This window comes from Atopomonas hussainii (assembly GCF_900109735.1).
Lineage (GTDB): Bacteria > Pseudomonadota > Gammaproteobacteria > Pseudomonadales > Pseudomonadaceae > Atopomonas > Atopomonas hussainii.
In genome coordinates this window covers 174,691-197,088 of the sequence record NZ_FOAS01000004.1, presented here as the reverse complement: position 1 = coordinate 197,088, position 22,398 = coordinate 174,691, and the positions used below count along the sequence as shown (strand labels likewise).

The 22,398-nt window shown below is 59.8% G+C and carries 26 protein-coding genes; 13 read left to right on the top strand and 13 right to left on the bottom strand.

Annotation, left to right across the window (positions count from 1 at the left end; all coding sequences use genetic code 11):
* Positions 1–82 precede the first annotated feature (82 nt).
* Positions 83–538: a flavodoxin gene (locus tag BMX80_RS05360; protein ID WP_071873299.1), complete on the top strand. Its 456-nt coding sequence runs from the start codon at positions 83–85 to the stop codon at positions 536–538.
* A 141-nt stretch (positions 539–679) separates the two neighbouring features.
* Here BMX80_RS05360 and BMX80_RS05355 read toward each other — a convergent pair whose 3' ends face one another.
* The gene (locus tag BMX80_RS05355) at positions 680–1,405 is read right to left on the bottom strand and encodes a Crp/Fnr family transcriptional regulator (protein WP_083394247.1); all 726 of its coding nucleotides are present in this window, start codon (positions 1,403–1,405) and stop codon (positions 680–682) included.
* Between the two features lie 103 nt (positions 1,406–1,508).
* Here BMX80_RS05355 and BMX80_RS05350 point away from each other — a divergent pair, with 103 nt between their 5' ends.
* Entirely contained in the window at positions 1,509–2,291 is a 783-nt protein-coding gene (locus tag BMX80_RS05350; protein ID WP_071873251.1) for a class II aldolase/adducin family protein, read from the top strand.
* Between the two features lie 292 nt (positions 2,292–2,583).
* A complete protein-coding gene (locus tag BMX80_RS05345; RefSeq protein WP_074865997.1) occupies positions 2,584–3,114 on the top strand; it encodes a DUF1569 domain-containing protein in 531 nt (176 codons plus the stop codon).
* Between the two features lie 4 nt (positions 3,115–3,118).
* Here BMX80_RS05345 and BMX80_RS05340 read toward each other — a convergent pair whose 3' ends face one another.
* From BMX80_RS05340 to mscL, 8 genes are all read right to left on the bottom strand, one after another.
* On the bottom strand, positions 3,119–3,571 hold the full coding sequence (locus BMX80_RS05340; RefSeq protein ID WP_071873249.1) for a DUF2214 family protein: 453 nt from the start codon (positions 3,569–3,571) through the stop codon (positions 3,119–3,121).
* 13 nt (positions 3,572–3,584) lie between these two features.
* A complete protein-coding gene (locus BMX80_RS05335) occupies positions 3,585–4,622 on the bottom strand; it encodes a sensor domain-containing diguanylate cyclase (protein ID WP_074865994.1) in 1,038 nt (345 codons plus the stop codon).
* A 5-nt stretch (positions 4,623–4,627) separates the two neighbouring features.
* Positions 4,628–5,908 carry an MATE family efflux transporter gene (locus BMX80_RS05330; RefSeq protein ID WP_083394253.1) on the bottom strand — a complete coding sequence of 427 codons (1,281 nt, stop codon included), beginning with the start codon at positions 5,906–5,908 and terminating at the stop codon, positions 4,628–4,630.
* A gap of 146 nt (positions 5,909–6,054) precedes the next feature.
* Entirely contained in the window at positions 6,055–7,407 is a 1,353-nt protein-coding gene (locus tag BMX80_RS05325; protein WP_074865988.1) for a metal-dependent hydrolase family protein, read from the bottom strand.
* A gap of 72 nt (positions 7,408–7,479) precedes the next feature.
* Complete coding sequence (locus BMX80_RS05320) at positions 7,480–8,175, bottom strand: CTP synthase C-terminal region-related (seleno)protein (RefSeq protein ID WP_071873245.1); 696 nt, start codon at positions 8,173–8,175, stop codon at positions 7,480–7,482.
* 57 nt (positions 8,176–8,232) lie between these two features.
* On the bottom strand, positions 8,233–8,658 hold the full coding sequence (locus BMX80_RS05315; RefSeq protein ID WP_071873244.1) for a group II truncated hemoglobin: 426 nt from the start codon (positions 8,656–8,658) through the stop codon (positions 8,233–8,235).
* Positions 8,659–8,665: 7 nt separating this feature from the next.
* On the bottom strand, positions 8,666–9,790 hold the full coding sequence (locus BMX80_RS05310; RefSeq protein ID WP_074866135.1) for a methyltransferase: 1,125 nt from the start codon (positions 9,788–9,790) through the stop codon (positions 8,666–8,668).
* Positions 9,791–9,892: 102 nt separating this feature from the next.
* The gene (gene mscL, locus BMX80_RS05305) at positions 9,893–10,297 is read right to left on the bottom strand and encodes a large-conductance mechanosensitive channel protein MscL (protein WP_074865985.1); all 405 of its coding nucleotides are present in this window, start codon (positions 10,295–10,297) and stop codon (positions 9,893–9,895) included.
* Positions 10,298–10,410: 113 nt separating this feature from the next.
* Here mscL and BMX80_RS05300 point away from each other — a divergent pair, with 113 nt between their 5' ends.
* A complete protein-coding gene (locus BMX80_RS05300; protein WP_074865983.1) occupies positions 10,411–10,683 on the top strand; it encodes a YdcH family protein in 273 nt (90 codons plus the stop codon).
* A gap of 1 nt (position 10,684) precedes the next feature.
* On the opposite strand, the gene BMX80_RS05295 is transcribed toward BMX80_RS05300, so the two are convergent.
* Positions 10,685–11,341 (bottom strand): oxidoreductase, encoded by a 657-nt coding sequence (locus BMX80_RS05295; protein ID WP_074865980.1) that lies wholly within the window; start codon positions 11,339–11,341, stop codon positions 10,685–10,687.
* Positions 11,342–11,478: 137 nt separating this feature from the next.
* A complete protein-coding gene (locus BMX80_RS05290) occupies positions 11,479–11,934 on the bottom strand; it encodes a MaoC family dehydratase (RefSeq protein ID WP_071873240.1) in 456 nt (151 codons plus the stop codon).
* A gap of 186 nt (positions 11,935–12,120) precedes the next feature.
* Here BMX80_RS05290 and BMX80_RS05285 point away from each other — a divergent pair, with 186 nt between their 5' ends.
* From BMX80_RS05285 to BMX80_RS05275, 3 genes are read left to right on the top strand one after another with little or no spacing between them, the layout of a single operon-like run.
* Positions 12,121–12,486, top strand: coding sequence for a CidA/LrgA family protein (locus BMX80_RS05285; protein WP_074865978.1), 366 nt, complete (start codon positions 12,121–12,123; stop codon positions 12,484–12,486).
* Complete coding sequence (locus tag BMX80_RS05280; protein WP_074865975.1) at positions 12,479–13,192, top strand: LrgB family protein; 714 nt, start codon at positions 12,479–12,481, stop codon at positions 13,190–13,192. The genes BMX80_RS05285 and BMX80_RS05280 overlap by 8 nt, the downstream gene beginning before the upstream one ends.
* Positions 13,189–13,770: an LON peptidase substrate-binding domain-containing protein gene (locus BMX80_RS05275; RefSeq protein WP_074865972.1), complete on the top strand. Its 582-nt coding sequence runs from the start codon at positions 13,189–13,191 to the stop codon at positions 13,768–13,770. The genes BMX80_RS05280 and BMX80_RS05275 overlap by 4 nt, the downstream gene beginning before the upstream one ends.
* Here BMX80_RS05275 and BMX80_RS05270 read toward each other — a convergent pair.
* Positions 13,767–15,050: a bifunctional DedA family/phosphatase PAP2 family protein gene (locus tag BMX80_RS05270; RefSeq protein ID WP_074865969.1), complete on the bottom strand. Its 1,284-nt coding sequence runs from the start codon at positions 15,048–15,050 to the stop codon at positions 13,767–13,769. The genes BMX80_RS05275 and BMX80_RS05270 overlap by 4 nt on opposite strands.
* Before the next feature lie 112 nt (positions 15,051–15,162).
* Between BMX80_RS05270 and BMX80_RS05265 the strand changes: the two genes are divergently transcribed.
* Complete coding sequence (locus BMX80_RS05265; RefSeq protein WP_235821606.1) at positions 15,163–16,032, top strand: class I SAM-dependent methyltransferase; 870 nt, start codon at positions 15,163–15,165, stop codon at positions 16,030–16,032.
* 15 nt (positions 16,033–16,047) lie between these two features.
* Here the strand turns inward: BMX80_RS05265 and BMX80_RS05260 are convergent, their stop codons facing one another.
* Complete coding sequence (locus BMX80_RS05260) at positions 16,048–17,280, bottom strand: alpha/beta fold hydrolase (RefSeq protein ID WP_407922778.1); 1,233 nt, start codon at positions 17,278–17,280, stop codon at positions 16,048–16,050.
* Between the two features lie 220 nt (positions 17,281–17,500).
* On the opposite strand from BMX80_RS05260, the gene BMX80_RS05255 reads away from it, so the two are divergent.
* The 5 genes from BMX80_RS05255 (at position 17,501) to nadD (ending at position 22,398) form a co-directional block, all read left to right on the top strand.
* Positions 17,501–18,208, top strand: coding sequence for a response regulator transcription factor (locus BMX80_RS05255; protein WP_074865963.1), 708 nt, complete (start codon positions 17,501–17,503; stop codon positions 18,206–18,208).
* Entirely contained in the window at positions 18,205–19,431 is a 1,227-nt protein-coding gene (locus BMX80_RS05250; protein WP_074865961.1) for a sensor histidine kinase, read from the top strand. Before BMX80_RS05255 ends, BMX80_RS05250 begins: the two co-directional genes overlap by 4 nt.
* Before the next feature lie 83 nt (positions 19,432–19,514).
* On the top strand, positions 19,515–20,417 hold the full coding sequence (locus tag BMX80_RS05245; RefSeq protein ID WP_407922777.1) for an SdiA-regulated domain-containing protein: 903 nt from the start codon (positions 19,515–19,517) through the stop codon (positions 20,415–20,417).
* A gap of 77 nt (positions 20,418–20,494) precedes the next feature.
* Entirely contained in the window at positions 20,495–21,754 is a 1,260-nt protein-coding gene (locus BMX80_RS05240; RefSeq protein WP_074865958.1) for a glutamate-5-semialdehyde dehydrogenase, read from the top strand.
* Positions 21,754–22,398 (top strand): nicotinate-nucleotide adenylyltransferase, encoded by a 645-nt coding sequence (gene nadD, locus BMX80_RS05235; protein ID WP_074865956.1) that lies wholly within the window; start codon positions 21,754–21,756, stop codon positions 22,396–22,398. Before BMX80_RS05240 ends, nadD begins: the two co-directional genes overlap by 1 nt.

Genomic DNA, 22,398 nt, shown 5'->3' with positions numbered 1-22,398 from the left:
TCTAAGACTTGAGGCGCAAATGTCACGGTGTGTCAGCTTTGGCATAATGCGCGCCCCGAATCATCATCTGCGCGAGGCTTCGATGAAAATTGCCATTGTGTCCGGTTCTGTCTATGGCGCTGCCGAGGAAGTGGCCCATGCCGCTGCCGAATTGATGACTGCACAAGGCCTAGAGAGCTGGCATAAGCCACGGGTTAACCTTGATGAGCTGCTGGCCTTTGCCCCCGATGCGCTGTTGGCGGTGAGTTCCACCACCGGCATGGGCGAACTGCCGGATAGCCTGATGCCGCTGTTTTGTGAGCTGCGTGACCGTTTTCCGCAGTGGATGGGCAAGCCCGTCGCGGTGATTGCCTTGGGCGATGCCTCGTATGGCGACACCTTCTGCGCCGGTGGCGAGCAGCTGCGTGAGCTATTGGTGGACGAGCTGGGTATGCGCGAAGCACAGCCCATGCTGCGTTTAGATGCCAGCGAAAGCGTAACGCCGGTGGAAGATGCGCAAGATTGGCTAGTCCAGCTGGCCGCCGCGCTAAAGGCGTGAAGCTTGAGTTAGGAGGCGCTGAATTAATCGGCGAACGGCCCAAGCACAAGGCGTACGGAGCGCAACAGCCGAGACATACCGTCTGGTAGGCGAGGTTGTGAGCACCGCGCAACGCAGTGATTGGGTCGTGCAGGCATTAAGTCAGTGGCTCTGGGCGATCTGCTCAAGGGTGTCGTGCTGGTGAATGGTCAGGCTGCCGTAGTGCAGGCTGACCACGCCGGCGCGCTCCCACTCCTTAAGGTGCTTGTTAATGCTCTGCCGGCTGGCTTGCAGCATCAAACCGAGCATTTCTTGCGATACATGCAGCTGCAAGCGCGTGCCGCGCGCCTCTGTGCGGCCATAGCCTTCGGCAAGCATTAACAGGCGCTTGGCTAAGCGGCCTTCGAGCGGCAGAAAGGCGGTGTCTTCGATCACCGAAAAGCTCAGGCGGATATGCCAGCACAGTAGCTGGACAAAATGCGCGTACAGCTCGGGGCGTTGTTTGAGCAGTTGTTGAAAGCCAGCCCGGGGAATCATCAGCAGCTGTGTGGTGCCTTGCGCCCAGCCATCATGGGTGCGGGGTTGGTTGTCGAAGAGGGAGATTTCGCCAAACCAGCTGCCGGGTTCCAGAATGGTCAGCACCGCCTCGCGGCCATCGGCCGAGCTGGAGCTGACCTTAATGCCGCCGCTTAACACGCCGTACAGGCCATCGCCGGGGTCACCTTTACGGTGCAGGCATTGCCCGTCGCTAAGGTTGCGCAGCCGTGCACAGCTCACTAAGTGCTCGATGGCGTCGGCGGGCAAATCAGCAAACCAGCGGTAACGCAGTAACTCGCGGCGGCAGTGCTCGCTGTTGGGCAGTGTAAATTCGTTGACAGTTTCAGCCACGGTGACTCACTACACTCTTAAACGTATTCCCCAAGCTTAGGCTTTGGGCAGCCCGTTGTGGCTGGCTTTGCCGGCCAGATAATGCCAATAAGAGGAAAGCACCGTGTCGCTCGCGCAAACCCTGCAAGATCTCAACGTTAAACAACACGTCAGCGCTGCCGAATGGCAGACCCGCGTCGACTTGGCCGCGTGTTATCGGTTGATTGCTCACTACGGCTGGGATGACCTGATCTTCACCCATATCTCCGCCAAAGTGCCGGGTACCGAAGAGTTTCTGATCAACCCCTACGGCTTAATGTTTCACGAGATCACCGCCAGCAGCCTGGTGAAAATCGACTTGCACGGCAACAAGCTGATGGACACCCCGTTCGACATTAACCCCGCCGGTTTCACCATCCACAGCGCCGTGCACGAAGCGCGCGAAGATGTGGCCTGCGTACTGCACACCCACACCGCACAAGGTGTGGCCGTCGCGGCGCAGAAAGACGGCGTGTTACCGCTGTCGCAACAATCGCTATTTGTGTTGGCTAGCCTCAGTTATCACGACTACGAAGGTGTGGCCCTGCGCGAAGACGAAAAAGCCCGCCTGCAGGCCGATCTTGGCCACACTAACTTCATGCTGCTGCGTAACCACGGCCTGATGACCGTAGGCGGCAGCATTGCCGATACCTTCCTGATGATGTTCACCTTTCAGCGCGCCTGCGAAATTCAGGTCATGGCGCAAAGCGGCGGCGGGGCCTTGGTAAGCATTCCCGGGGAAATTCTCGCTGGCGCCAAGCAGATGGTCGCCGGAGTGATGAAAACCAAAGAAGGCATGGGCGGCGGCCTTGCATGGCCGGCCTTGCTGCGCTTGTTGGATGCAAAGGACCCGAGCTACCGCAGCTAAGCAAGCGCTGATTGAATGGCTGCACGCCCCAATCACGGCACGATCCAAGCACTGGATTGTGCGGTGCTCATAAGCTCGCCTACCAGACGGTATGTCTCGCTTACTGTGCTCCGTACGCCTTGTGCTTGAGTCGTTCGCCGATTAACTCAGCGCTTCCGTACAAAGATGTGGATTGATCGACGCGCATTGGCTCACCGCCACTGCGCGTTTTTTATCGCCTCGCCGCAGCGTGCAGAAACTTGCTAACGTGCAGGCGCAAAACAATAAAAAGTAAGCCTTGAGAGGGAAGGGAATGAACCGACGTCGATTACTGTTGGCCGCCGTGGCCGGCACTGTGGGTGCAGGGGCAGGTATTTGGCAAACCTTAGGCCCAGCGCTGCCCAAAGCCGAGCTGACCTTGGCCGCCGTGCGTGAGCGCTTGCTGGCTACGCGCAGCCAGCCAGTGGCGTATGCCGGCAGCTGGAGCTTAAGCCAGCTTTGGCAGCACCTTGCGCAGAGCGTGGAGTTTTCCATGCTGGGCTTTCCCGAGCTTAAGCCAGCGTGGTTTCGTAGTTCTGTGGGGCCAACGGCGTTCAGCGTGTTCAGCGCTCGTGGGGCGATGAAGCACGGCCTTGATGAGGCGATTCCCGGCGCGCCGGCACTGAATGCCGAACAGGCAGAGCAAGCCGCATTTGAGCGCTTAATCACCGCGCTCGATGACTTTGCCGCGTGGCAGGGCGAGCTGCAGCCGCACTTTGCCTACGGCGCCTTGAGCAAAGATGATTACGCCTTAGCCCATGCTCTGCATGTGCTCGATCACTGGCGGCTGATGCGCCCGGCGTAAGTGTTTATTGGCCGTAACCGCGCGCCAGCAGATGCGCTAAGGCGAGCATGCCCAGCAGCAGGGCAAACTCCACACGCATCGTCCACAACACCCATTGGCGCTGGCGTGGATTGATGATGGGCGCTTGCTGGGCCACTAACTGCGGGCGCCAATTGAGAAAGGTAAAGGTCGGCAGCATCGACAGTAGGCTGATCAGCAAAAACAGCCCGACTTTGCTGAGAAACACACTGTTGGTTAGGTAGTACTGCCAGCCCTTGCCAAACCAGATCACCCGCGCCGCGCCAGTGGCGAACACCATGGCGGCCATCAGGCCGTAGCTTAAGTCGAGCACAATCAAGCGCTTGGCTTGGCGGGCGCTGAGCGCCGGCTTAAAACACTGATGCTCCAGCACTAACAGGGCAAACAACAGCGCAATGCTTATGTAGTGCGCATAGGCGAGCAGGCTACTGCCAGACATGGGGCTTCCTAGTTCAGGGGCTTGCGGGCTCGGCCAGGCACGTGCGATTGCGCCCGGCGCGTTTGGCGGCATATAACGCCATATCGGCGCGGTGCAGCAAGCTTTCTCGCGACTCATTCGCTTGCAGCAGTGCGGCGCCAAGGCTCAGCGTCATCGTGCGGCTGCCTGAGTCGGTGCTGATCGGTGCGCGGCCAATGCTTTGCCGCAGGCGTTCGGCAATCTGCTCCAGCTCTTGTGTGCCGCTGACGCCGGTCAGCAAGAGAAACTCTTCACCGCCAAACCGCACCAGTAAGTCATCCGGACGCGTGGTGGCCGACAGACGCCGCGCCACGGCCCACAGCACTTGGTCGCCGGCCAGATGCCCCAGCTCGTCGTTGACCGCTTTGAAGTGATCGAGATCGGCAAACAATGCGCCCAAGTGCTGGCCGCGTTGGGCCAGACTCTGCAGTAGGGTGTCCCATTGCTCCTCCATGCCTCGGCGATTCCATAGCTGGGTCAGTGGATCGAGCAAGGCTTGCCGGTGTTCGCGGCTGACTTCATGGCGCAGGCGGCGGGTTTGCCGGCTCATGTGGTGCAGGGTGAGCAGGCCTTGGGCGATATTGGCCAAGTGCTCCAGCTGCTCACGATCGGCGGCGTTAAACTCGCGTGGGCGCGGGTGCAGTAAACACAAGGTGCCAATGGGGCGGTTCATAAAGAACAGTGGCATGCCGGCATAAAAGCGAATGTATGGCGCGCCTGTTACCAGTGGATTGTTGGCAAAGCGCGGATCATCCAGCGCGTTCTCAATCACCAAGCAGTCGCGCTCTAAGATGGTGTGCCCACAAAACGACACCTCGCGTGAGGTTTGTGCGCAATCCAGCCCCACGCGGGCTTTAAACCATTGCCGGTTGTGATCGAGTAAAGACACCAGTGCGGTATTGACCGCAAAGACACGCTGGGCGGTGGCCACCAAGCTGTCTAGAAACGGGTCAGCGGGGGTATCGAGAATTTCCAGCGCATCCAGTGCGGCTTGTCGCTCAGCCTCCTGCCGTGCAAAAGGGGGCGCCTGCATGATGGTTACCTGTGCTTAACCATAAAACCTGAAGGTGAACTGGCAATCTGCCACGTCATCAGGCTTAACGATAGCCCACGCATGGCCATAAACAGTAGAAAACCCGACCACAGGCCATGGTTGCCCAGCGCGGCTAAGGGCCACGATAGCGGCAAGTACAACGCCAAGGCGATCAGCATGGCGTTGCGCATTTCCCGTGCCCGCGTGGCCCCGACAAACAGGCCGTCGAGCAAGTAGCTGATCACTGCCACCACCGGCAAGGCGGCCAGATAGGGCAAGTGTGCTTGGGCGATCTGTTGCACGGCCGGTAAGCTGGTTTGCAGGACGATAAACGGCTCGCCCAACAGCCAAAACGCTCCGCTGAGCAACACGGCAAAGCCCACCGACCATAGCCCAGCCACCTGCAAGGCGCGCCACAGAGCTTGCGGCTGCTGCGCGCCGATGGCTTTGCCGCACAGCGCTTCAACCGCGTGGGCGAGGCCGTCCAGTGCATTGGCGGTGATCAACAGGCCATTAAGTAGCAAGGCATTGGCCGCCACGGTGCTATCGCCCAAGCGCGTGCCATACAGGGTGAGCAGAAAGAACACCACCTCAAGGGCTAAGGTGCGGATGAAAATATCCCGGTTCACCGCCAATAAAGCCGACCAAGTATGCGCTTGTTGTAACGCTGCCCACTGCAAGTGTCCGGGGTGCTGGCGCAGGGTTTTAAGCCCCAGTAACAGACCCAGCAGCAGGCCGCTCCACTCGGCAATCACCGAGGCCCACGCCGCCCCGGCCACGCCCCACTGCAAGCCCCAAACAAAGGCAATATCCAACACCACGTTGCACAGCGAGCTGGTCAGCAGCATCGCCAGCGGTATCCGCGCGTTCTGCGTGCCCAGCAACCAGCCGATCAAGGCAAAACTGCACAGTGCCGCCGGCAGGCCTAACAGGCGGATGTACAGGTACTCCTGCGCCAGCGCATCCAGCGCGGCGCTCGGCTGCATCAAGGTCAGTAGCCAAGGCGTGAGCGGCAGCATTAAGAGTGCGAGGGCAAGGCCGAGCCCGGCGCCGAGTAATAAGCCCTGCGCGAGTAGGGTACGCAGCGCCGAACCATCGTGACGGCCCAAGGCCTGTGCGGCAAAGCCGGTGGTGCCCATGCGCAAAAAGCCCATGGCCCAGACCAGCAAGGTATACAGATTGCCGCCCACCGCCACGGCTGCCAGTTGATGGTCGTGGGGTAAGTGGCCCACCACGGCGGTATCCACCAGCGCCACCAAAGGCACGGTGAGGTTCGACAGCAGCATGGGCCCGGCCAAGGCCCATACATCACGATGGGTTTGCCGGTGGCGTAAGTCGGTGAGCACGATGGGTTAGGCTTAATGGTGAGCAGGATTAAGCCCAAAACCTCGCCGGCTATGCTTCTTAGCGCGGCGAGGTGATGTTGCGGTCGTTATTGGCCGCTTTGGGCAGTGGTGTTCTTGTAGATTTTGCCGTCTTTCATGATCAGGGCGAAGTTCTTTTCTGGTTCAGCGACCAAGTCGATGTTTTCCAGCGGGTTGCCGTTGACCAGCAGGAGGTCGGCATAGGCGCCTTCTTTAATAACGCCCAAGGGGCCGGCCGGATAAGGCGTTCGGGGGCCAGAAAGAGCTAAAAGCTCGCCCGCTGTTGAGGTGGCTTGGCGCAGCACTTCCACAGGGCTGAACCAGCGCTTGAGTTTAGCCAGTTGCTTGCCTTGTTTCTCGGCCAGTGCCGGGTCAAACAGGGTGTCGGTACCGAACACCGTTTTTACGCCTAGTTCTTTGGCCAGCTTGTAGACGTGATCAGTGCCTTTGGTGACTTGAATATATTTGGCGCGACTAAAAGAGCCCTCAGGGAAGGGGATAGCGTCCTCGTCATCCAAAATGGGCTGCATGCTTAAAAACGCCCCTTTGCTTTTGATTAAACGTAGGGTCTTTTCGCTTAATAAATGCCCGTGTTCGATGCTCATAACCCCGGCATTGAGCGCGCGTTGAGTGGCTGCATCGGTGAAGGTGTGGGTGGCGACATAGGTGTTCCAGTCGGCGGCGGCATCGACCGCAGCCTGGGTTTCTTCGTCGGTAAACTGGCTCACGTCTAAGGGGTCGAATGACGAAGACACGCCGCCGCCGGAGTTGATTTTGATTTGCGTGGCACCCATGCGCAGCGCTTCGCGGGTGCGCTTAAGCACTTCTGGCACGCCATCGGCGACCATCACGTGACCGATTTGCTCCATGTACACCAATGGGGCGTCAGGCTCTGCTGGCACTGCGGTCGCGGGGCGAAAGTCCGTGTGGCCGGAGGTTTGGCTAATGGCTGGTCCCGAGGGAAAGATACGCGGCCCGTTATACATGCCGGCGTCGGTGAGTTTGGCTAAGGAAAACACATTGCCGCCTACGTCGCGCACGGTAGTAAAACCGCGCAGCAGAGCTTTTTCATTGCTCTTGGCTCCAACCAGCAAGTGATAGGCATGGTCGACATTCAAGCCGACTTGCATGGGAATGCTGGCGTAGGCTGAGTGCCAATGCATGTCGATCAAGCCGGGCATCAGGGTGCGTCCTTGGCCATCAATTATCGTGGCGCTGTCGCTGCTGATGGGGTCGGTTGAAATGGTCTTAATTAGGTTGCCTTGAATCAGCACATTGCTGTTCATCTGCAATTGCTCGCTACTGCCGTCAAAAATATTGACGTTGGTGATGAGCGTTTGTGGTGCATCGTTGGCATAGGTCGGGCTGATGCCTAAGAGGCCGGTCAATAGCAGGCAAATGCCGCGATATAGGGTGGGCATGGTGGAGGTCCTTTTCTGGCTGGTCAGTGCTCGCTACAACACTGTACCTAGCGAGCAGGCGGGGAAGATGACCTAGCGCAAGCGTTTCTGGCAGGCGCGCAAAAAGCCTAACACGATCGGCGGCGTGGTCCCGTTCAGTGCGGCGCGTTCGGGTTGGAACAAGGTGGCGACAAAAAATGGGTGCTCGCCAAGCTCCACGGCGCGTACTTCGCCATGTTCATCAACGCCGGCGATGCGTAACTGCTCTTTAAACAGCGCCTCTTGCAGGGCAGGGTTGAGACCGTAGCTGCACTGATAACCTTCTTGGCATTCCTTGCTGCCGTAGGCGTGTGCCAGATGGCTGCCGGCAACTAGATGGATGGTGTCGCTGACATTGATTAGCGCGCAGCTGAGTTTGTTGATCAGTAATTGGCGGCCGCGTGGGTTGCTTTCGGCGTGCTCCGCCTCGGCCATGCCCAGATGATGGCGGGCGTATTCCAGTAGTGCATGCTGAAAGCCGCCACAGGTGCCGAGAAAAGGCACCTTGTGCATGCGCGCATAGTGAATCGCCAGCAATGCGCCGTCGGTGCTGTCGTAGGGGCTGCCGGGCACGCACCACAGGCCATGAAAGCGCGCTAAGCGATCTTCGTTATTGATCAGCAAGGTGGGCACCCACTCGAAGCTGAGCATGATGCCCAGCGCGTCGGCCGCCATCTGTAATGCCTGGGGAATGGCTTGGTGGGCGGTCAGCTTGGCGTTGTAATCACCGATCAGGCCGATATGCAGCATGGCAACAGTTCCTAGCTCTTTGCCTGAGCTTAGCTGCCTGCGCTGCCGGCCGGGGGATTATTTTTGGCCGTGCTGGTGTTGGCTGACTTGATACACGCGCTCGGCGGGAATGCGCAGCTGGGCGAGCAAATAGTCGGCAAAGTCGGCGGCGTAGGGTTGCTTGGCAATCGCCTGTTGCATGCAGTTCAGCCACGCGTCGCGCTCTTCGGCGCCAATGGTTAAGTGTGCATGGGCTTGCGGAATGCTGATGGGCCCGTAGGTTTCGCTAAACAGACGTGGGCCGCCGAGCCAGCCGCAGAGAAACTTAGCCAGCTTGTCGATGGTGGTTGCGCGGTCGGCGGGGTGCATCTGGCTAATGTGCGTGGCCTGCTCATCCATGATGGCGTAAAAGTCGCGCACCAATTGCAGGATGCCGGCTTCGCCGCCGGCGGCTTGGAAAGAGGTGTCGCGGTAGCCGTAGCTGGCTTTGTCGCTGATTTGCATAACAGGCCTATTTGCGCGCTTTAAGAATGACGAACTTGGCGTTGCTGGCCACCAAGCTCACCTCGCGGAAGGCGCGCTTGAGTTTGGCGTGGTAGCCCAAGTGGCGGTTGCCGACGATCCACAATTCACCGCCCACGCGCAGCGCTTTATGCGCCTGCTGGAACATGCGCTGGGCCAAATGATCGCCGACCACTTGCTGCTGGTGAAACGGCGGGTTGCACAGCACCACATCGACACTGCCGGGCGCCACGCCGCTTAAGCCATCGTTGACGTGAAACTCGGCCTGCCGTGCACCGTGGCACAGGCGCCAGTTTTCCGCAGCCGATTGCACCGCCATATAGGACTCATCGAACAGACTGAACTGCGCCTCAGGATTGTGCAGTGCACAGACCAAGGCCAGTACGCCATTGCCGCAGCCTAAGTCGGCTACGCGAGCGTTACCGAGGTTGCGTGGCAGGTGCGGCAAAAACGCGCGGCTGCCGATATCCAGCCCCTCGCGGCTAAATACATTGGCGTGGTTGCGTAGCTCCAGCGCCGGTTGCTCTAAGCGGTAGCGACTGGGGTAGGGCGAGATAAACGGCCCTTTGGCCTGTGGGGTAACAAACAGCAGGCGGGCTTTTTTCTGCGCCAAGCTGGCTTGCACTGGGCCTAGGTAGCGCTCCAGCAAGTCGCCCGCCGAGCGCGGTAGGTGTTTAACCATGCCGGTGGCGATCACCGTGGCGTTAGCTGCCAGCTGGCCGTGCAGGCGAATCAGTTGTTCTTCCAGCAGGCTCAGGGTTTTCGGGATGCGCATCAGTACTAGATCAAACGGCCCCTGCCAGCGATCACACGCGGGCACGAACTCGACCGAGCTAGCGCCTAAGCCATTGTGCTGTTGGTTGTAGCGCAGGCCTTGCTCGGCCAAATACGAGTCGCCACTGCTGGTGACAGGACAGTGCTGCGCTAATGACAACGCCAGCGCACCGAAGCTGTCGTTGAGCACCAGAGCGCGGCAGTTTGGCGGCAAGGCCAGCGTGTGCACGTGGTTGAGCAGGTACTCATCGGCGGCGTCGAAGGCTTGCAGGGTATCGCCCCGCGTGACGGGCATGCGCGCCAAGGCGAGGGTGGCGAAAGACGTTTGAAGAACAGGCAGGTCAGACATGCGGCAGGCTGGCACAGCGGGAACAGGCGCAGGATTGTACCTTAGGCGTAAAGAGGCGCCGACCCATGCGCGGCTCTTTACGCCTAATGCGGCTTACTGTTTTTCTTTAAGTAGGTCGCGAATCTCGCTGAGTAGCTTTTCTTCCGCGCTGGGGGCAGGCGGCGCAGCCGGTGCGGCCTCTTCCTCTTTCTTTAAGCGGTTAATTGCCTTAACCCCCATGAAGATGGCAAAGGCGACGATGGTGAAATCGACCACGGTCTGAATGAATTTGCCGTAGCTCATCACCACCGCCGGCAAATCACCTTCGGCGGCTTTGAGGGTGATGGCCAGATCACTGAAGTCGACACCACCGATCAACAGGCCCAGCGGCGGCATGACCACGTCACCGACAAACGATGACACTATCTTGCCGAAGGCGGCGCCAATGATGATGCCCACCGCCATATCGACCACATTGCCTTTAACGGCAAAGGCTTTGAACTCGTTAAGTATGCCCATGGATGCACTCCCTCTTCATCGTTGTTGTTATCACCGGTAGCGGTTGATGCAGGTCAACGCTGTGCCCGCTGCCTAGGGGCATAGTGCCGTTAAACCCCGCTGGAGGACAACGCATGCATGTAGATCACCACCCGCTGATGAACGACTTTCCCGAGCTGCGCGCCGAGCTGCAAGCGCTGCGCATGAACGACAACCACTTCGCCCGCTTGGCCGAAGAATATGAGCTGCTGGATAAGCGCATTTGCCGCATCGAAGACGGTATCGAGCTGTTGGATGATGCGGCGCTCGGTCAGTTAAAAACCGAGCGTGTGCAGCGCAAAGATGAGATTGCCGAGCTACTGCGCAAGGCCGCTAAGCCGGCTTGCTGCGGCTCGTGTTGCGGCTAGGTTAGTCGCGGCCGAGGCGGCGTAATTCGTCGGATTCGACGAAGCGCACGCCTTGGCCTTCTTCAAGGGCTAGGCGCCACAGGGCGCGCGCCAGTACCGAGGCTTCGATGCCGCGCCACTTGCCCGGCAGCCAGCGCATCAAGGGCGCAGCGAGGGTTTCCCCCAAACGCTGTTCGCGGCGTTCGCCCAATAACAAGCTGGGCCGCACTATGGTCAGTTGCTCCCAACCTTGTGCTTGCAGGGCGTCTTCCATTTCGCCTTTGACCCGGTTGTAGAAAACCTTCGAGCGGCTGTTGGCGCCGAGCGCGCTGATCACCAAAAAATGCCGCGCGCCCATCGCTTTGGCGGCTGCCCCTACGGCCAAGGGCAGGTCGTAATCCACTTGGCGGAAGGCGTCTTGGCTGCCGGCTTGTTTGATGGTGGTACCTAGGCAGCAGAAGGCGGCTTCCAGTTCGCGGTCGTTGTGGCTTTGGATGTCATCCAGAAGTGGCAGCAGCTCGCCGACGGGGTTGAGCAGCTTGTTGTGCTTGGCCAGCGGGCGGCGCGTGGGCGCGATGACCTGCTGCATGGCCGGTACGGCCAGCAGACGGTCGAGCAAGTGCTCGCCGGTTAAACCCGTTGCGCCAGCTAATAAAACGCGAATGGGAGTGTGGTGCATGCGCAGGCCTCTTATAGCGGTGGGTTGTAACCCAATGCTTTAAGCATAATTCATCGCAGCATTTGTGCCGGACATAACGCACAACGCCGATGCCTAGGAGGGCATCGGCGTTGTCGGTAACGCGGCTGCGCAGGTGCTTATACGAAGCAGAGGGTCAGCGGCTCGGCGATATACGCAGGCTTAGCTTGGCCTTCGATTTCCATCTCGGTGCGGGCTTTGATCAGCCACTGGCCGGGGTTCTTTTCGGTCACGTCAGTGATGCTGACTTTCAAGCGCACGCGTGAGCCTTCACGCACGGGCTGTACGAAGCGCACGCTGTCCAGACCATAGTTGACGGCCATCTTCAGGCCTTCCGGCATGATCATCAGGCCTTCCATCAGTACAGGAATTAGCGACAGGCTTAAGAAACCGTGGGCAATGGTGCCGCCAAACGGGGTCAGCTTGGCTTTGACTGGGTCTACGTGAATAAATTGATGGTCGCCGGTGCACTCGGCGAATTGGTCAATGCGGTTTTGTTCGATGGTGAGCCAGTCGGATGTGCCCAGCTCTTTGCCGATATAAGAAGTCAGTTCTGCTACAGGAACGAATGCCATATTTCCTCCATGGCGGGTTTTGCTGCGATTGTTTTTGTTGTGTGACTGCCATCACTGGCGTCAACCCTTTGGGCTAAGAAACCACGCGGGTTTAGCTCGGTCAAGCCGCAATGTTTGACCGAATGTTTAGTTATCAGATGAACGGCGGTTGCTGCCATAATTCAGCGCACAAGCGGGGAGGCGAGCATGTTGTTACGCGGTATTACAGCGCTGATTGTGTTGCAAATTATTGGCAGTGGCGTGCAGGTGTTGCTGTTACCTATGTTGCCGGGGCCGATCATTGGTTTGCTGTTGTTGTTTATCTGGCTGTTGCTGCGTGGTGAGGTGAGCCCGGCGTTGCATGAAGGGGCTGGCGCACTGCTGCGTTATTTGCCGCTGCTGTTAGTGCCGCCCTCAGCTGGGGTGATTTTGTACGCCGCCGACCTTGCCGATGATTTACTCAAGCTGGCGCTGGTGTTGCTGGTTTCGCTAACCGTGTCGCTGTGGTTTACCGGCTTCTTTATGCAGTGGCTGATCCGCCGGCAACAGCGCAAGGAGGCCAGTCATGAGTGATTGGCATGCGGCATGGCAGGCCATCAGTGGCCATCCGTTATTTGGCTTAGGGCTGACCCTAGGCGTTTATCAACTGGCGCTGGCGCTGTACGAGAAAACCCGCTGGGTGTTCGTGCAGCCCATGTTGGTCAGTGTGTGTTTGCTCAGTGGCGTGTTGTGGCTGCTGAAAATTCCTTACGCGCAATACGCCAGCAGCAGCCAGCTGCTGACCTTATTACTCGGCCCGGCCACGGTGGCCTTGGCTGTGCCCTTATTTATGAACTTACGCCGCGTGCGCCAATTGCTGTGGCCGACTGTGCTGACCTTGTTGGTCGCCGGCACTTTAGCCACGGTGCTGGGTGTGGGCTTGGCGTGGCTGCTGGGGCTGGAAGATTGGCTGCTGCTGACCTTGGCGCCTAAGTCCGTCACTTCGCCGATTGCCATGTTGGTGGCTGAGCAAATTGGCGGCGTCGCGGCGCTGGCGGCGGTGTTCGTGATCATCACCGGGATTATCGGTGTGCTGCTGGGGCCTGAGTTCTTGCGCCTGTGTGGCATCACCCATCCGGCGGCGCAGGGCATGGCGCTGGGGCTGACTTCGCATGCCATCGGCACCGCGCGCGCCTTGCAGGAGGGCGAGGAGTGCGGCGGCTTCTCGGCGCTGGCGATGAGTTTGATGGGCGTCAGCACGGCAGTGTTGTTGCCGCTGGTTGTGGCGCTGTTGGTATGAACAGGCTGCCGTTATTTCCGCTTAAAACCGTGCTGTTTCCCGGTGCGCGCTTGTCGCTGCAAATCTTCGAGGCGCGCTATCTGGATATGCTCAGTGCCTGTCTGCGGGAAGACGCCGGCTTTGGCGTGGTAGGACTGTTACAGGGCGAAGAGGTGGCTGGCGGCAACCTGCAATTTGCAGCGGTGGGTTGTGAGGCGCGCATTGTCGATTTCGAGCGGCGTGACAACGGCCTGCTGGGCATCACCGTACAAGGCCAGCGACGTTTTATCGTCCGTGAGCACAGCGTGGCAGCGAACCACTTGCACCAAGCCACAGTGGACTGGCTGACTGAAGAAGCGCCCAGCCCTTTACAGGTGGAACACACCGAGCTGGCCGCTATTCTGCTGGCCTTGGCCGAACACCCCAGTGTGCAAGAGCTGGGCATGCCCGGCGTGGTGGGTGACCAGCAAGCGCTCAGTTATGCCTTGGCCTATCTGTTGCCGTTGGAGCAAGAGCACAAGCTGGAACTGCTGACCATCAGTAGCGCGCGTGCCCGGCTGGCGCGTATCGAAGAGCTGGTGGCGTGGATGCAGAGTTAACCCAGCAGCGTCAGCAGCGTGAGCCAACCGGGGATAAAACTCAGCAGCGCCCAACCGAGCTGGCGCGGGCTCAGGGCCGTCATCGGTGTAATGCGCTGGCACAGGCTTTGGCTCAACGCCACGCACATCGCCGCGAGTAGCAGCGAGGCAGCGACATCGGTGGGCCAGTGCGCCGAAAGATACAGGCGCGAATACAGCACCGGCAGCGCCGGCACGCTGAGCACCAGCAGCCAAGTTAGTCGGCCCGTGGCCCGCCTGCCGCGCCCTAGGAGTACGCCAAGGCTGAGGGCTAAAGTCAGGGCCAACACACTGTGCCCGCTGGGCAGGCTGATTTGCTCGAGGGTTTGCCCTAAACCCGGCGGCCGTTGGCGGGCGATGCTCAGTTTGATCAGCCCGGTGAGGCCGGTGGCAGTGAGCACACTCACCGCCATAAACAAGGCTTGGCGTCGTGCTCGAACCCACCAAAGACCCAGCGTTAAGCTCAGCCCGCCAGCAAACAGTGGCCAGGTATCGCCCAGCGCGCTGATGCGGCTAAACCACTGATCGGCGTTGGGGGTGTGGACACGCTGCAAGGCCTGATTAACCCACTGGTCCAACACCTGAAAGTGCGGCCAAGTGGTCAGTAAAATCAGCAGCGCCGCCGCGCAGCTCACTCCGGTCAGTAGGGTGGCGTAGCGATACTCGCGCGCACCCAGCCATAGCCCCACCGCCAGCGGCGTGATGACCAGCGCGCTAAGCCACAGCACTTGCGGCCAGAAGCCTTCTGGCAGCGGCAGTTGCAGCGCCGCCCCGGCCAGCCAGCCGGGGGCGATATAGGCCACGCTCCAACCGGCGGCAGCCACTAAACTGACCAGCGCAAAACGCAGGCGCGGCATATCCAACATGCCCGCGACCATCGGCAGAATGGGCCGTAAGGGGCCGATAAAGCGGCCAATCAATAAGCTGGCGATGCCGTAGCGGGCGAAGAATTGCTCGGCATGGCTGATCCACTCAGGGTGTTGGCGAAATGGCCAGACCCGCCGAATGCGCTGATGAAAATGTCGGCCAATGGCATACGACAAACCATCGCCCAGCAGCGCGCCGCCATACGCCCACGCCAAGGCTGCCGGCAGGCTCAAGGCGCCGGCGCCGGCAAGGCTGCTTACGGCAAACAGCAGCACCACGCCGGGAATCAGCACGCCAGCTAGGGCGAGGCATTCGAGGCAGGCGATCAGGGCGATGGTCAGGCCAAGCCATGCGGGGTTTAGGCTCAGCCAGTGGATAAACGGTTCGACAGTCATTAACGCGTGGTGCTCGGCGGGCCAACCAAGGTTGGGCCTATCAGTGGTGTCATTGTGCCGACGCAGGGCCGGGCATAGGCTGGGCGCAGAATAACAAAACCCGGAGCCCTTGATGGCCACTTTGATGTTGCAAGGCATGACCCGCAAAGACAGCGCACATATTTCCCCCAGCGCGCATTACACCGGGTTTGTCTGGTTTCGCCATGGCTTAAGCGAGCCCGCGTTTGCCAGTGATTTTGGCCGTTTTGCGCACCGGGTTTTGGCGCCGATCAGCTGGGCTGCCAAGCGCGCTTTCGGGCTGGATATCGAGCGTTTCTTATTGCAGCGGCATTTGCTGATCGATGCTCGTTTGGTGCAGGCCATCGAGCAGGGCGGAGTCACCCAAGTGGTGGAGATCGCCTGTGGCTTGTCGCCGCGCGGCCGGCGCATGCGTAAACGTTTTCCGCACATCACGTATGTAGAGGCTGATCTGCCTGATATGGCTGCCAGCAAGCGTGAGCTGCTGCGCGTGCAGGGTTGGCTGGGGGCGCAGCACCGCGTCGAAGCGGTGGATATCTTGGCTGAAGAAGGCCCGCTGAGCTTGGCGAGTTTATTTGCTGGGCTGGATCGCACTAAGCCGGTGGTGGTGATTACCGAAGGCTTGCTGAATTACTTTGAGCGCCCTGTGGTCGAGCGTTTCTGGCGTGCGCTGGCCGCGCAGCTGCGCGGCTTTAGTCAGGCGACCTACCTCACCGAGTTATATCCAGATTTAACCGAGCACCCGCGTTACCGTCAGTTACGTTGGGGGGTGTGGTTGATCGGCAAGCTGACCCGTGGCGGCTATCCGCTGCATTATCAGAGCGAAGCGGCGATTGCCGATGCGGGCAAAGAATGCGGCTTTCGCGAAGTGCGCGTGCTGGACCCAGACCGCCAGCCGGCGGAGCTGAACCTGCCGCGTGGCGAGTTGGCTAGCTTGGTGCGGATTGTCGAGGCGCGTCTCTGACGTTGCCCTGCTAGATCAGGCGCTGGCCTTGAGCGCCTGGGTACTTAAGTGCTGTTGCAAATAATCTTGCAGGCGCTGATCGGCATCCGCATCTAGATGCGTGCAAACAAACGTCGCACAGCGGCCCTGATTGCGCACCAAGGCGATGGCTTGCTCGCCCAGTGCATTGCAGTGCAGATGCCAGTCGAGCAGTGGTGCGTCGTCTGGCAAGGTCACGCTCAATAAACCGCCGAAATAGCTCAGCTGGCTGAGGTGTGCGCTAAGGCTGCCTAGCTCCGGGTGGCTAAGCTGCACGTTTAGGTTGGCGCTTAAGTGGGGCTGCTGGCGGCGCTCTAAGGTGTCGAGGTCTTGCAGGTCGATCCGCTCGGTGTGCGGCGCGTTGGCGGTCACGGTTTGGCCGTGTAAAAACGGGCTGTACAAGCTCAGGCAGGCGTCGCGCTGTTCAAACTGCGCCAGATGGTCGGCGTTACGAATCAAGTAGGCCTCCGCCTGCGGGCACTGAGCGGCAAAGGCGGCGTTTTCCCACGGTTGGGTGAAGTGGTCGAACTCGCCGGTAAACACCAGCGTGGGGCACTGCGGGTAAGCGCTAAAGCCTTGAAAGTTCAGCAGGCGCTGGCTGTTTTGCTGGTAGCGCAACTGCGCGGCGTCATCCATGCGCACAATTTGCCGATACAGCGCCTTGCGAAAACCTGCGCTGACTTGGGTGTGCTCAAGCGCCAAGTGGTTGATTAACCCCGCCATGGCGCCGTGAGCAAAGGCATCTTGCTGGCCCTGTTGCAGCAGGGTGAGAGCTTGCTCCAGTAAACGCCGTGAACCATCGCGACCAAACTGCGTCACACCGGCCAGTAACAGACGCTCGCAGCGTGTTGGATGGCGCACGGCAAACAGCGCCGCTAAGGCCGAGCCGTATGACAAACCCACCGCTTTGACCTGCGCCACACCTAAGGCAGCAAGGCTGTCATTGAGTAAGTCGGCAAGGCCTTCCAGGCTCAGCTCAGGGGCTTGCTGTTCGTTACAGCCCTGCGAGGGTAGGTCGATCAGCAATACCGGGTGCTCGGCGAGCAAGGTTTCGATTTCGCTGGCGAACGAGCGAAAGCTTTGAAAGGCCCCGCCCAGTAGCAGTACTGGCGCACGCTGGTCGTTGGCATGCCGGGCAAAGGCCTGATAATTCACCTGCCACGGGCCGACGCGCAAACAATGCGGCGTTTCGCTCAAGCGCTGCGGGGTGAAATCGAGGGCGTAATCCAACATGACAAATCCCTGGGCTGTAAGTGCCACGCCCGAAGGCAGCGGCTTTTATCTTTTTTATCAGGGCTTCACGTTACGGGCGTGCGTGGCACTTGGTTACCCAACCTTTATTGGGTGCATGCGCTGGCGCGAGGTGGGTGCTCTAAGCTGCTGTAGCAAGAGGTAACTTTCACGATGTCTTTACGCTACGTGATGTTTCCTGAGGGTTGCGGAGGTGTCTGTGGGTCAACATCGTGGTCGCGTATTGCTGGTTGAAGACCAGCGCGATTTGGCAGTGTCGTTATTAGAAGCGTTAGCGGATGAGGGCTATCAAGCCGATTACGCCGCCGATGGGCGGCAGGCGCTGACCTTGGTGCGCGAGGCCGAGCCACGCTTTGAGTTGCTGGTGGTGGATATTGGCTTGCCGCGCTTAAACGGTTTGGCGTTGTGTGAGCAGCTGCGAAGCGAAGGTCTGCACGTGCCGGTGTTGTTTCTAACCGCACGCGACAGCCAAGACGATGTGCTGCAAGGCTTTGCCGTCGGTGCGGATGATTACTTAGTTAAACCCTTTGCGATCAAAATTCTGTTGGTGCGGATTGCTGCGCTCTTGCGGCGCAGTCGCGTAACAGATGAGCACCAAGGTCAGCTCAGTTATGCCGGCCTGCGTTTGGCGCCGGAGCAAGGCATCGCATGGCGCGAAGGCATGCAGCTAGCGCTATCGCCCATTCAAACCAAGCTGCTGACGATATTGCTGCGCGAGGCGCCGAAAGTGGTCAGTCGCGAACAGTTACTGTTGGAGGTGTGGGGCGAGGACTCCTCCGCCAACGCCGCCCTGTTGCGTGCCCATGTGTACCAGCTGCGCCAAGTGATTGACCGGCCATTTGCCCAGCCGCTGCTGTGCACACGGGGGCGGCAAGGGTTTTATTTGACGGCAGAGGGCATGCAATGAAGGCGCAGAGCTTGCAGCGCCAGCTGCTGTTGCCCTTGATGGCGCTGTTGCTGGCGCTGATGTTAGGCAATGCGCTGCTGATGCAGTCGGCGCTGAACTGGGGTAGTGAGGCGCAAACCCGCCAGCAACTGGTCTACCAAGCGCAGTTCTGGCAAGCGCGCTTGCCGGCATACTCGCAGCAAATCGATAGTTTTACTTGGTTGGTATTGGCTTACGACGATTTGCCGGCGACGGTGCGTGAGCAGGTTTCGCCGCTCTGGCGCGGGCTGGATGAGCTCAGTGGCGTTCAAGAAGACGTATTTATTCTCAGTTGGCCCAAGCCTGCGGGTGAAGTGTTTTACCTTCTGTTTAATACCCAACAGATTGAGCCTGATGAGCCCTTAGAAACGCAGGTTATGCTGCGCTATGGCTTGCTGATCGGGCCTGCCGTGCTGCTGGGGCTGTTGTGTTTGTGGTGGCTGATTCGTCGTGCCGTGCAGCCTTTAAAGCAAGTTCAGCAACAACTACAGATGTGGGATGGGTACGTCGAGCAGGCCAAGCTCGTACTGCCGCCGCATAGCTCGGCGGAAGTTAGGCAGCTGCTGCAGGCGCTCAACCAGGCGGTGCAACAAGTGCGGCAAGCGGTGGCGCGGGAGCAGCAATTTACCCGCTTTGCCAGTCACGAATTGCGCACGCCCGTGGCGGTGGTACAGGCAGCGCTGGAGCGTCTGCAGGGTACGTTACCGGCCCAGCAGCCCGCTTTGGCGCGAATAGCGCGGGCCGTTAAGGACATGCAGGGGCTGATCGAAACGTTTCTACTGCTGGCGCGTGAGCGCACTGTCGATGGCGCGGTGCGCGACGCCGTGCTGCTTGATGCGCATTATTTGCAGGCGGTGCAGGCGCACTTGGCCGAGGCCCGCACGATGCCAACGCTGCATGTCGAGGTTGAGGGCGTGCCCGGGCAGTGGGCGTCGGCCGCCTTGCTGCATGTATTGCTCAGTAACTTGCTGAGAAATGCTGCGCAGCACGGCGATGGCTCGCCCACGCAGGTGCGTTTAACCCCAGCGGCACTCACCGTTACGAATCGATTGGCGGATGAGAGCAGCGCTGGCGAAGGCTGGGGCTTGCAGATTGTGCGGGCGATTTGTGCGCACTGCGGCTGGCAGTTTGCGGCTGAGCACGATGACCAGACGTTTACCGCCTGCGTGTGTTTTAACCCGGAGTCTGCCGAGCCTTCACGTTAGCTTGACGCTGCCTTACTTAGCCTGTCGCACAGTTCATTCTCAATGAGGTGTGTGGCGTGACAGAGGCTAAAAAGGCGAGGCATGTGGGGCGTTGGCTATTGTCGTTGGCGCTGCTGTTAATGTCGTTGTGGGGCGGGGTGTATGCCAAGCAGCACCAGTGGCTTGATCGCGGTTGGTTCAATTTGCTGTTTTGGTGGGAATCCTTACCGCAGGGTATTGCCGGGGTTTGGCTGAATGACTATCAGGTGTTGCTCGATGCGGTCGAGCTGCCCGATGTGCACGGTCTATCCGATGTGCAGTACGACCCCGAACGCCAAGCCTTGTGGGCGCTGGTCGATCATCCTGCTGAGCTATTGCTGGTGTCGCTGCAAGGCCAAGTGTTGGCCAGAACCCGTCTGCTGGGGCTGGAAGATGCCGAAGCACTCACCTTAGTGGCGCCGGGTCGCTTGGTGGTGGCCGACGAGCGCGTGCAGCGCTTGCTCGATGTGCAGCTGGAAAACCTGCAAGCCAGGCTGACGGTAGATAGCTTGCCAAACCTTACCCTCGGCGTGGCGCGCAACGGCAATAAGGGCTTCGAAGGGCTGGCGTGGGACAGCAGCACAGAACAGCTCTGGGTGGCTAAAGAGCGTGACCCTAAACAGCTCTTTACCGTGAAGGGTTTCCCTTATTCGGGGCAAGAAAACCTAGTTGTGGATGATGACGCCGAACGCAATCGTCGCTTGTTTATGCGTGACATAAGCGGCTTACATTTTGATGGGGCGAGTGGTCACTTGCTGGTGCTGTCGGATGAGTCGCAGTTGCTACTTGAGGTCGATCGGGCAGGACGACCGAAGAGTAGTTTGTCGCTGCGCCGTGGTGCGGCAGGCCTTAAGGCGGCTGTCCCGCAGGCAGAAGGCGTGAGCATGGATGAGGCTGGCAATTTGTATTTGGTCAGCGAGCCAAACCTGCTCTATGTGTTTGCGCGGCGCAAAGCGCCCGCCGGCTGAATGCTGCTAGGTACTCGAAATACAATGCCGCAGGCCCGTATAATCAGCCGTTTCGCTGAAAAACCTGTGGAAGTTGCATGACTGAGTCTGTACTTGCCTATATGCAGAGCCTGGGCCAAGCCGCCCGCGATGCCTCGCGTGTGGTTGCCCAAGCCAGCACCGCGCAGAAGAACGCCGCTCTGCTGGCCGCCGCTAAGGCGCTGGATGCGGCCCGCGCTGAGCTGACCGAAGCCAACCAAAAAGACCTCGATAATGGCCGCGCCAATGGCTTAGAAGCCGCGCTGCTTGATCGTCTGGCGCTGACCCCAGCGCGCATCGACGGCATGATCGAAGGCTTGCGCCAAGTGGCCGGTTTGCCAGACCCCGTCGGCACTATCCGCGATATGACCTACCGCCCGTCGGGTTTGCAGATTGGCCGCATGCGCGTGCCGCTCGGCGTGGTGGGGATTATTTATGAGTCGCGCCCGAACGTGACCATCGACGCCGCCAGCCTGTGTTTGAAGTCGGGCAACGCGACGATTTTGCGTGGTGGCTCCGAGGCGATTCACTCTAACCGTGCGATTGCCGCCTGCATCCAGCGCGGCTTGGCAGAAGCCGGTTTGCCGGCTGCGGCGGTGCAAGTGGTGGAAACCACCGACCGCGCCGCGGTGGGCGCGCTGATCAGCATGCCCGAGTTTGTTGATGTAATCGTGCCGCGCGGCGGCAAAGGCCTAATCGAACGCATCTCACGCGAAGCGCGTGTGCCGGTGATCAAACACCTCGATGGCATCTGCCATGTGTATGTCAGCGCGCATGCCGACTTGGCCATGGCGCAAGAGATCGCCTTCAACGCCAAGTGCTATCGCTATGGCATTTGCGGCGCGATGGAAACCCTGTTGGTCGATCAAGCGATTGCCGCTGAGTTTCTCCCGGCCATGGCGGCCCGCTTCGCCGAGCAAGGCGTCGAGCTGCGTGGCTGTGTGCAAACCCAAGCGCTGATCAGCTGCCTGGCGGCGAGTGAAGAAGACTGGTCGACTGAATACTTGGCGCCGGTGCTGTCGATTAAGGTGGTGGCTGATCTACCTGCAGCGGTGACGCACATCAATCACTACGGTTCGCACCACACCGACGCCATCGTCACGGAAAACCTCAGTCAGTCGCGGCAGTTTATGGCCGAGGTGGATTCAAGCTCGGTGATGGTTAACGCGCCGACCTGTTTTGCCGATGGCTTTGAATACGGCTTAGGCGCGGAAATCGGTATCTCCACCGATAAAATCCACGCCCGTGGCCCGGTTGGCTTGGAAGGCCTGACCAGCGAGAAGTACGTGGTGATCGGCAGCGGACAGACGCGCGGCTGATGACCCAGCGCATTGGCCTGTTAGGCGGCACGTTCGACCCGATTCATCACGGCCATCTGCGCGCGGCGCTGGAGGTGCGTGAAGCCTTGGGCTTGGACGAACTACGCCTGATTCCCAGTGCGCGGCCACCGCACCGTGAGCGGCCCGGTGCTAGCGCCGAACAGCGTTTGGCGATGGTGCAATTGGCGATTGCGGGTATCGCCGGTTTGGCGGTGGATGACCGCGAACTGCAGCGGGAAAAGCCTTCCTACACGGTCGACACACTGCTGTCGTTACGTGCCGAGCTAGGCGCTGAGGTGCAATTGATTCTGCTGTTGGGCTGGGATGCCTTCTGTGGCTTGCCGACTTGGCACCGCTGGCAGAGCTTACTGGAGCTAGCCCATGTGCTGGTTCTGCAGCGCCCGGATCAGGCCGCTGAACTGCCGGAGGCGCTGAAGGATCTGCTCGCCGCACGCAGTGTGCAAAACCCGCAAGCGTTCACTGGCCCAGCGGGGCAGGTGGCGTTTATGGAGCAAACATCGCTGGCTATCTCGGCAACGCACATTCGAGCGTTGTGCGCGGCGGGCCAGTCCATTGATTTTCTGCTGCCGTCCAGCGTGCAGCATTTTATTCAGGCGCACGGCTTGTACCGTGACGCCCCTTGA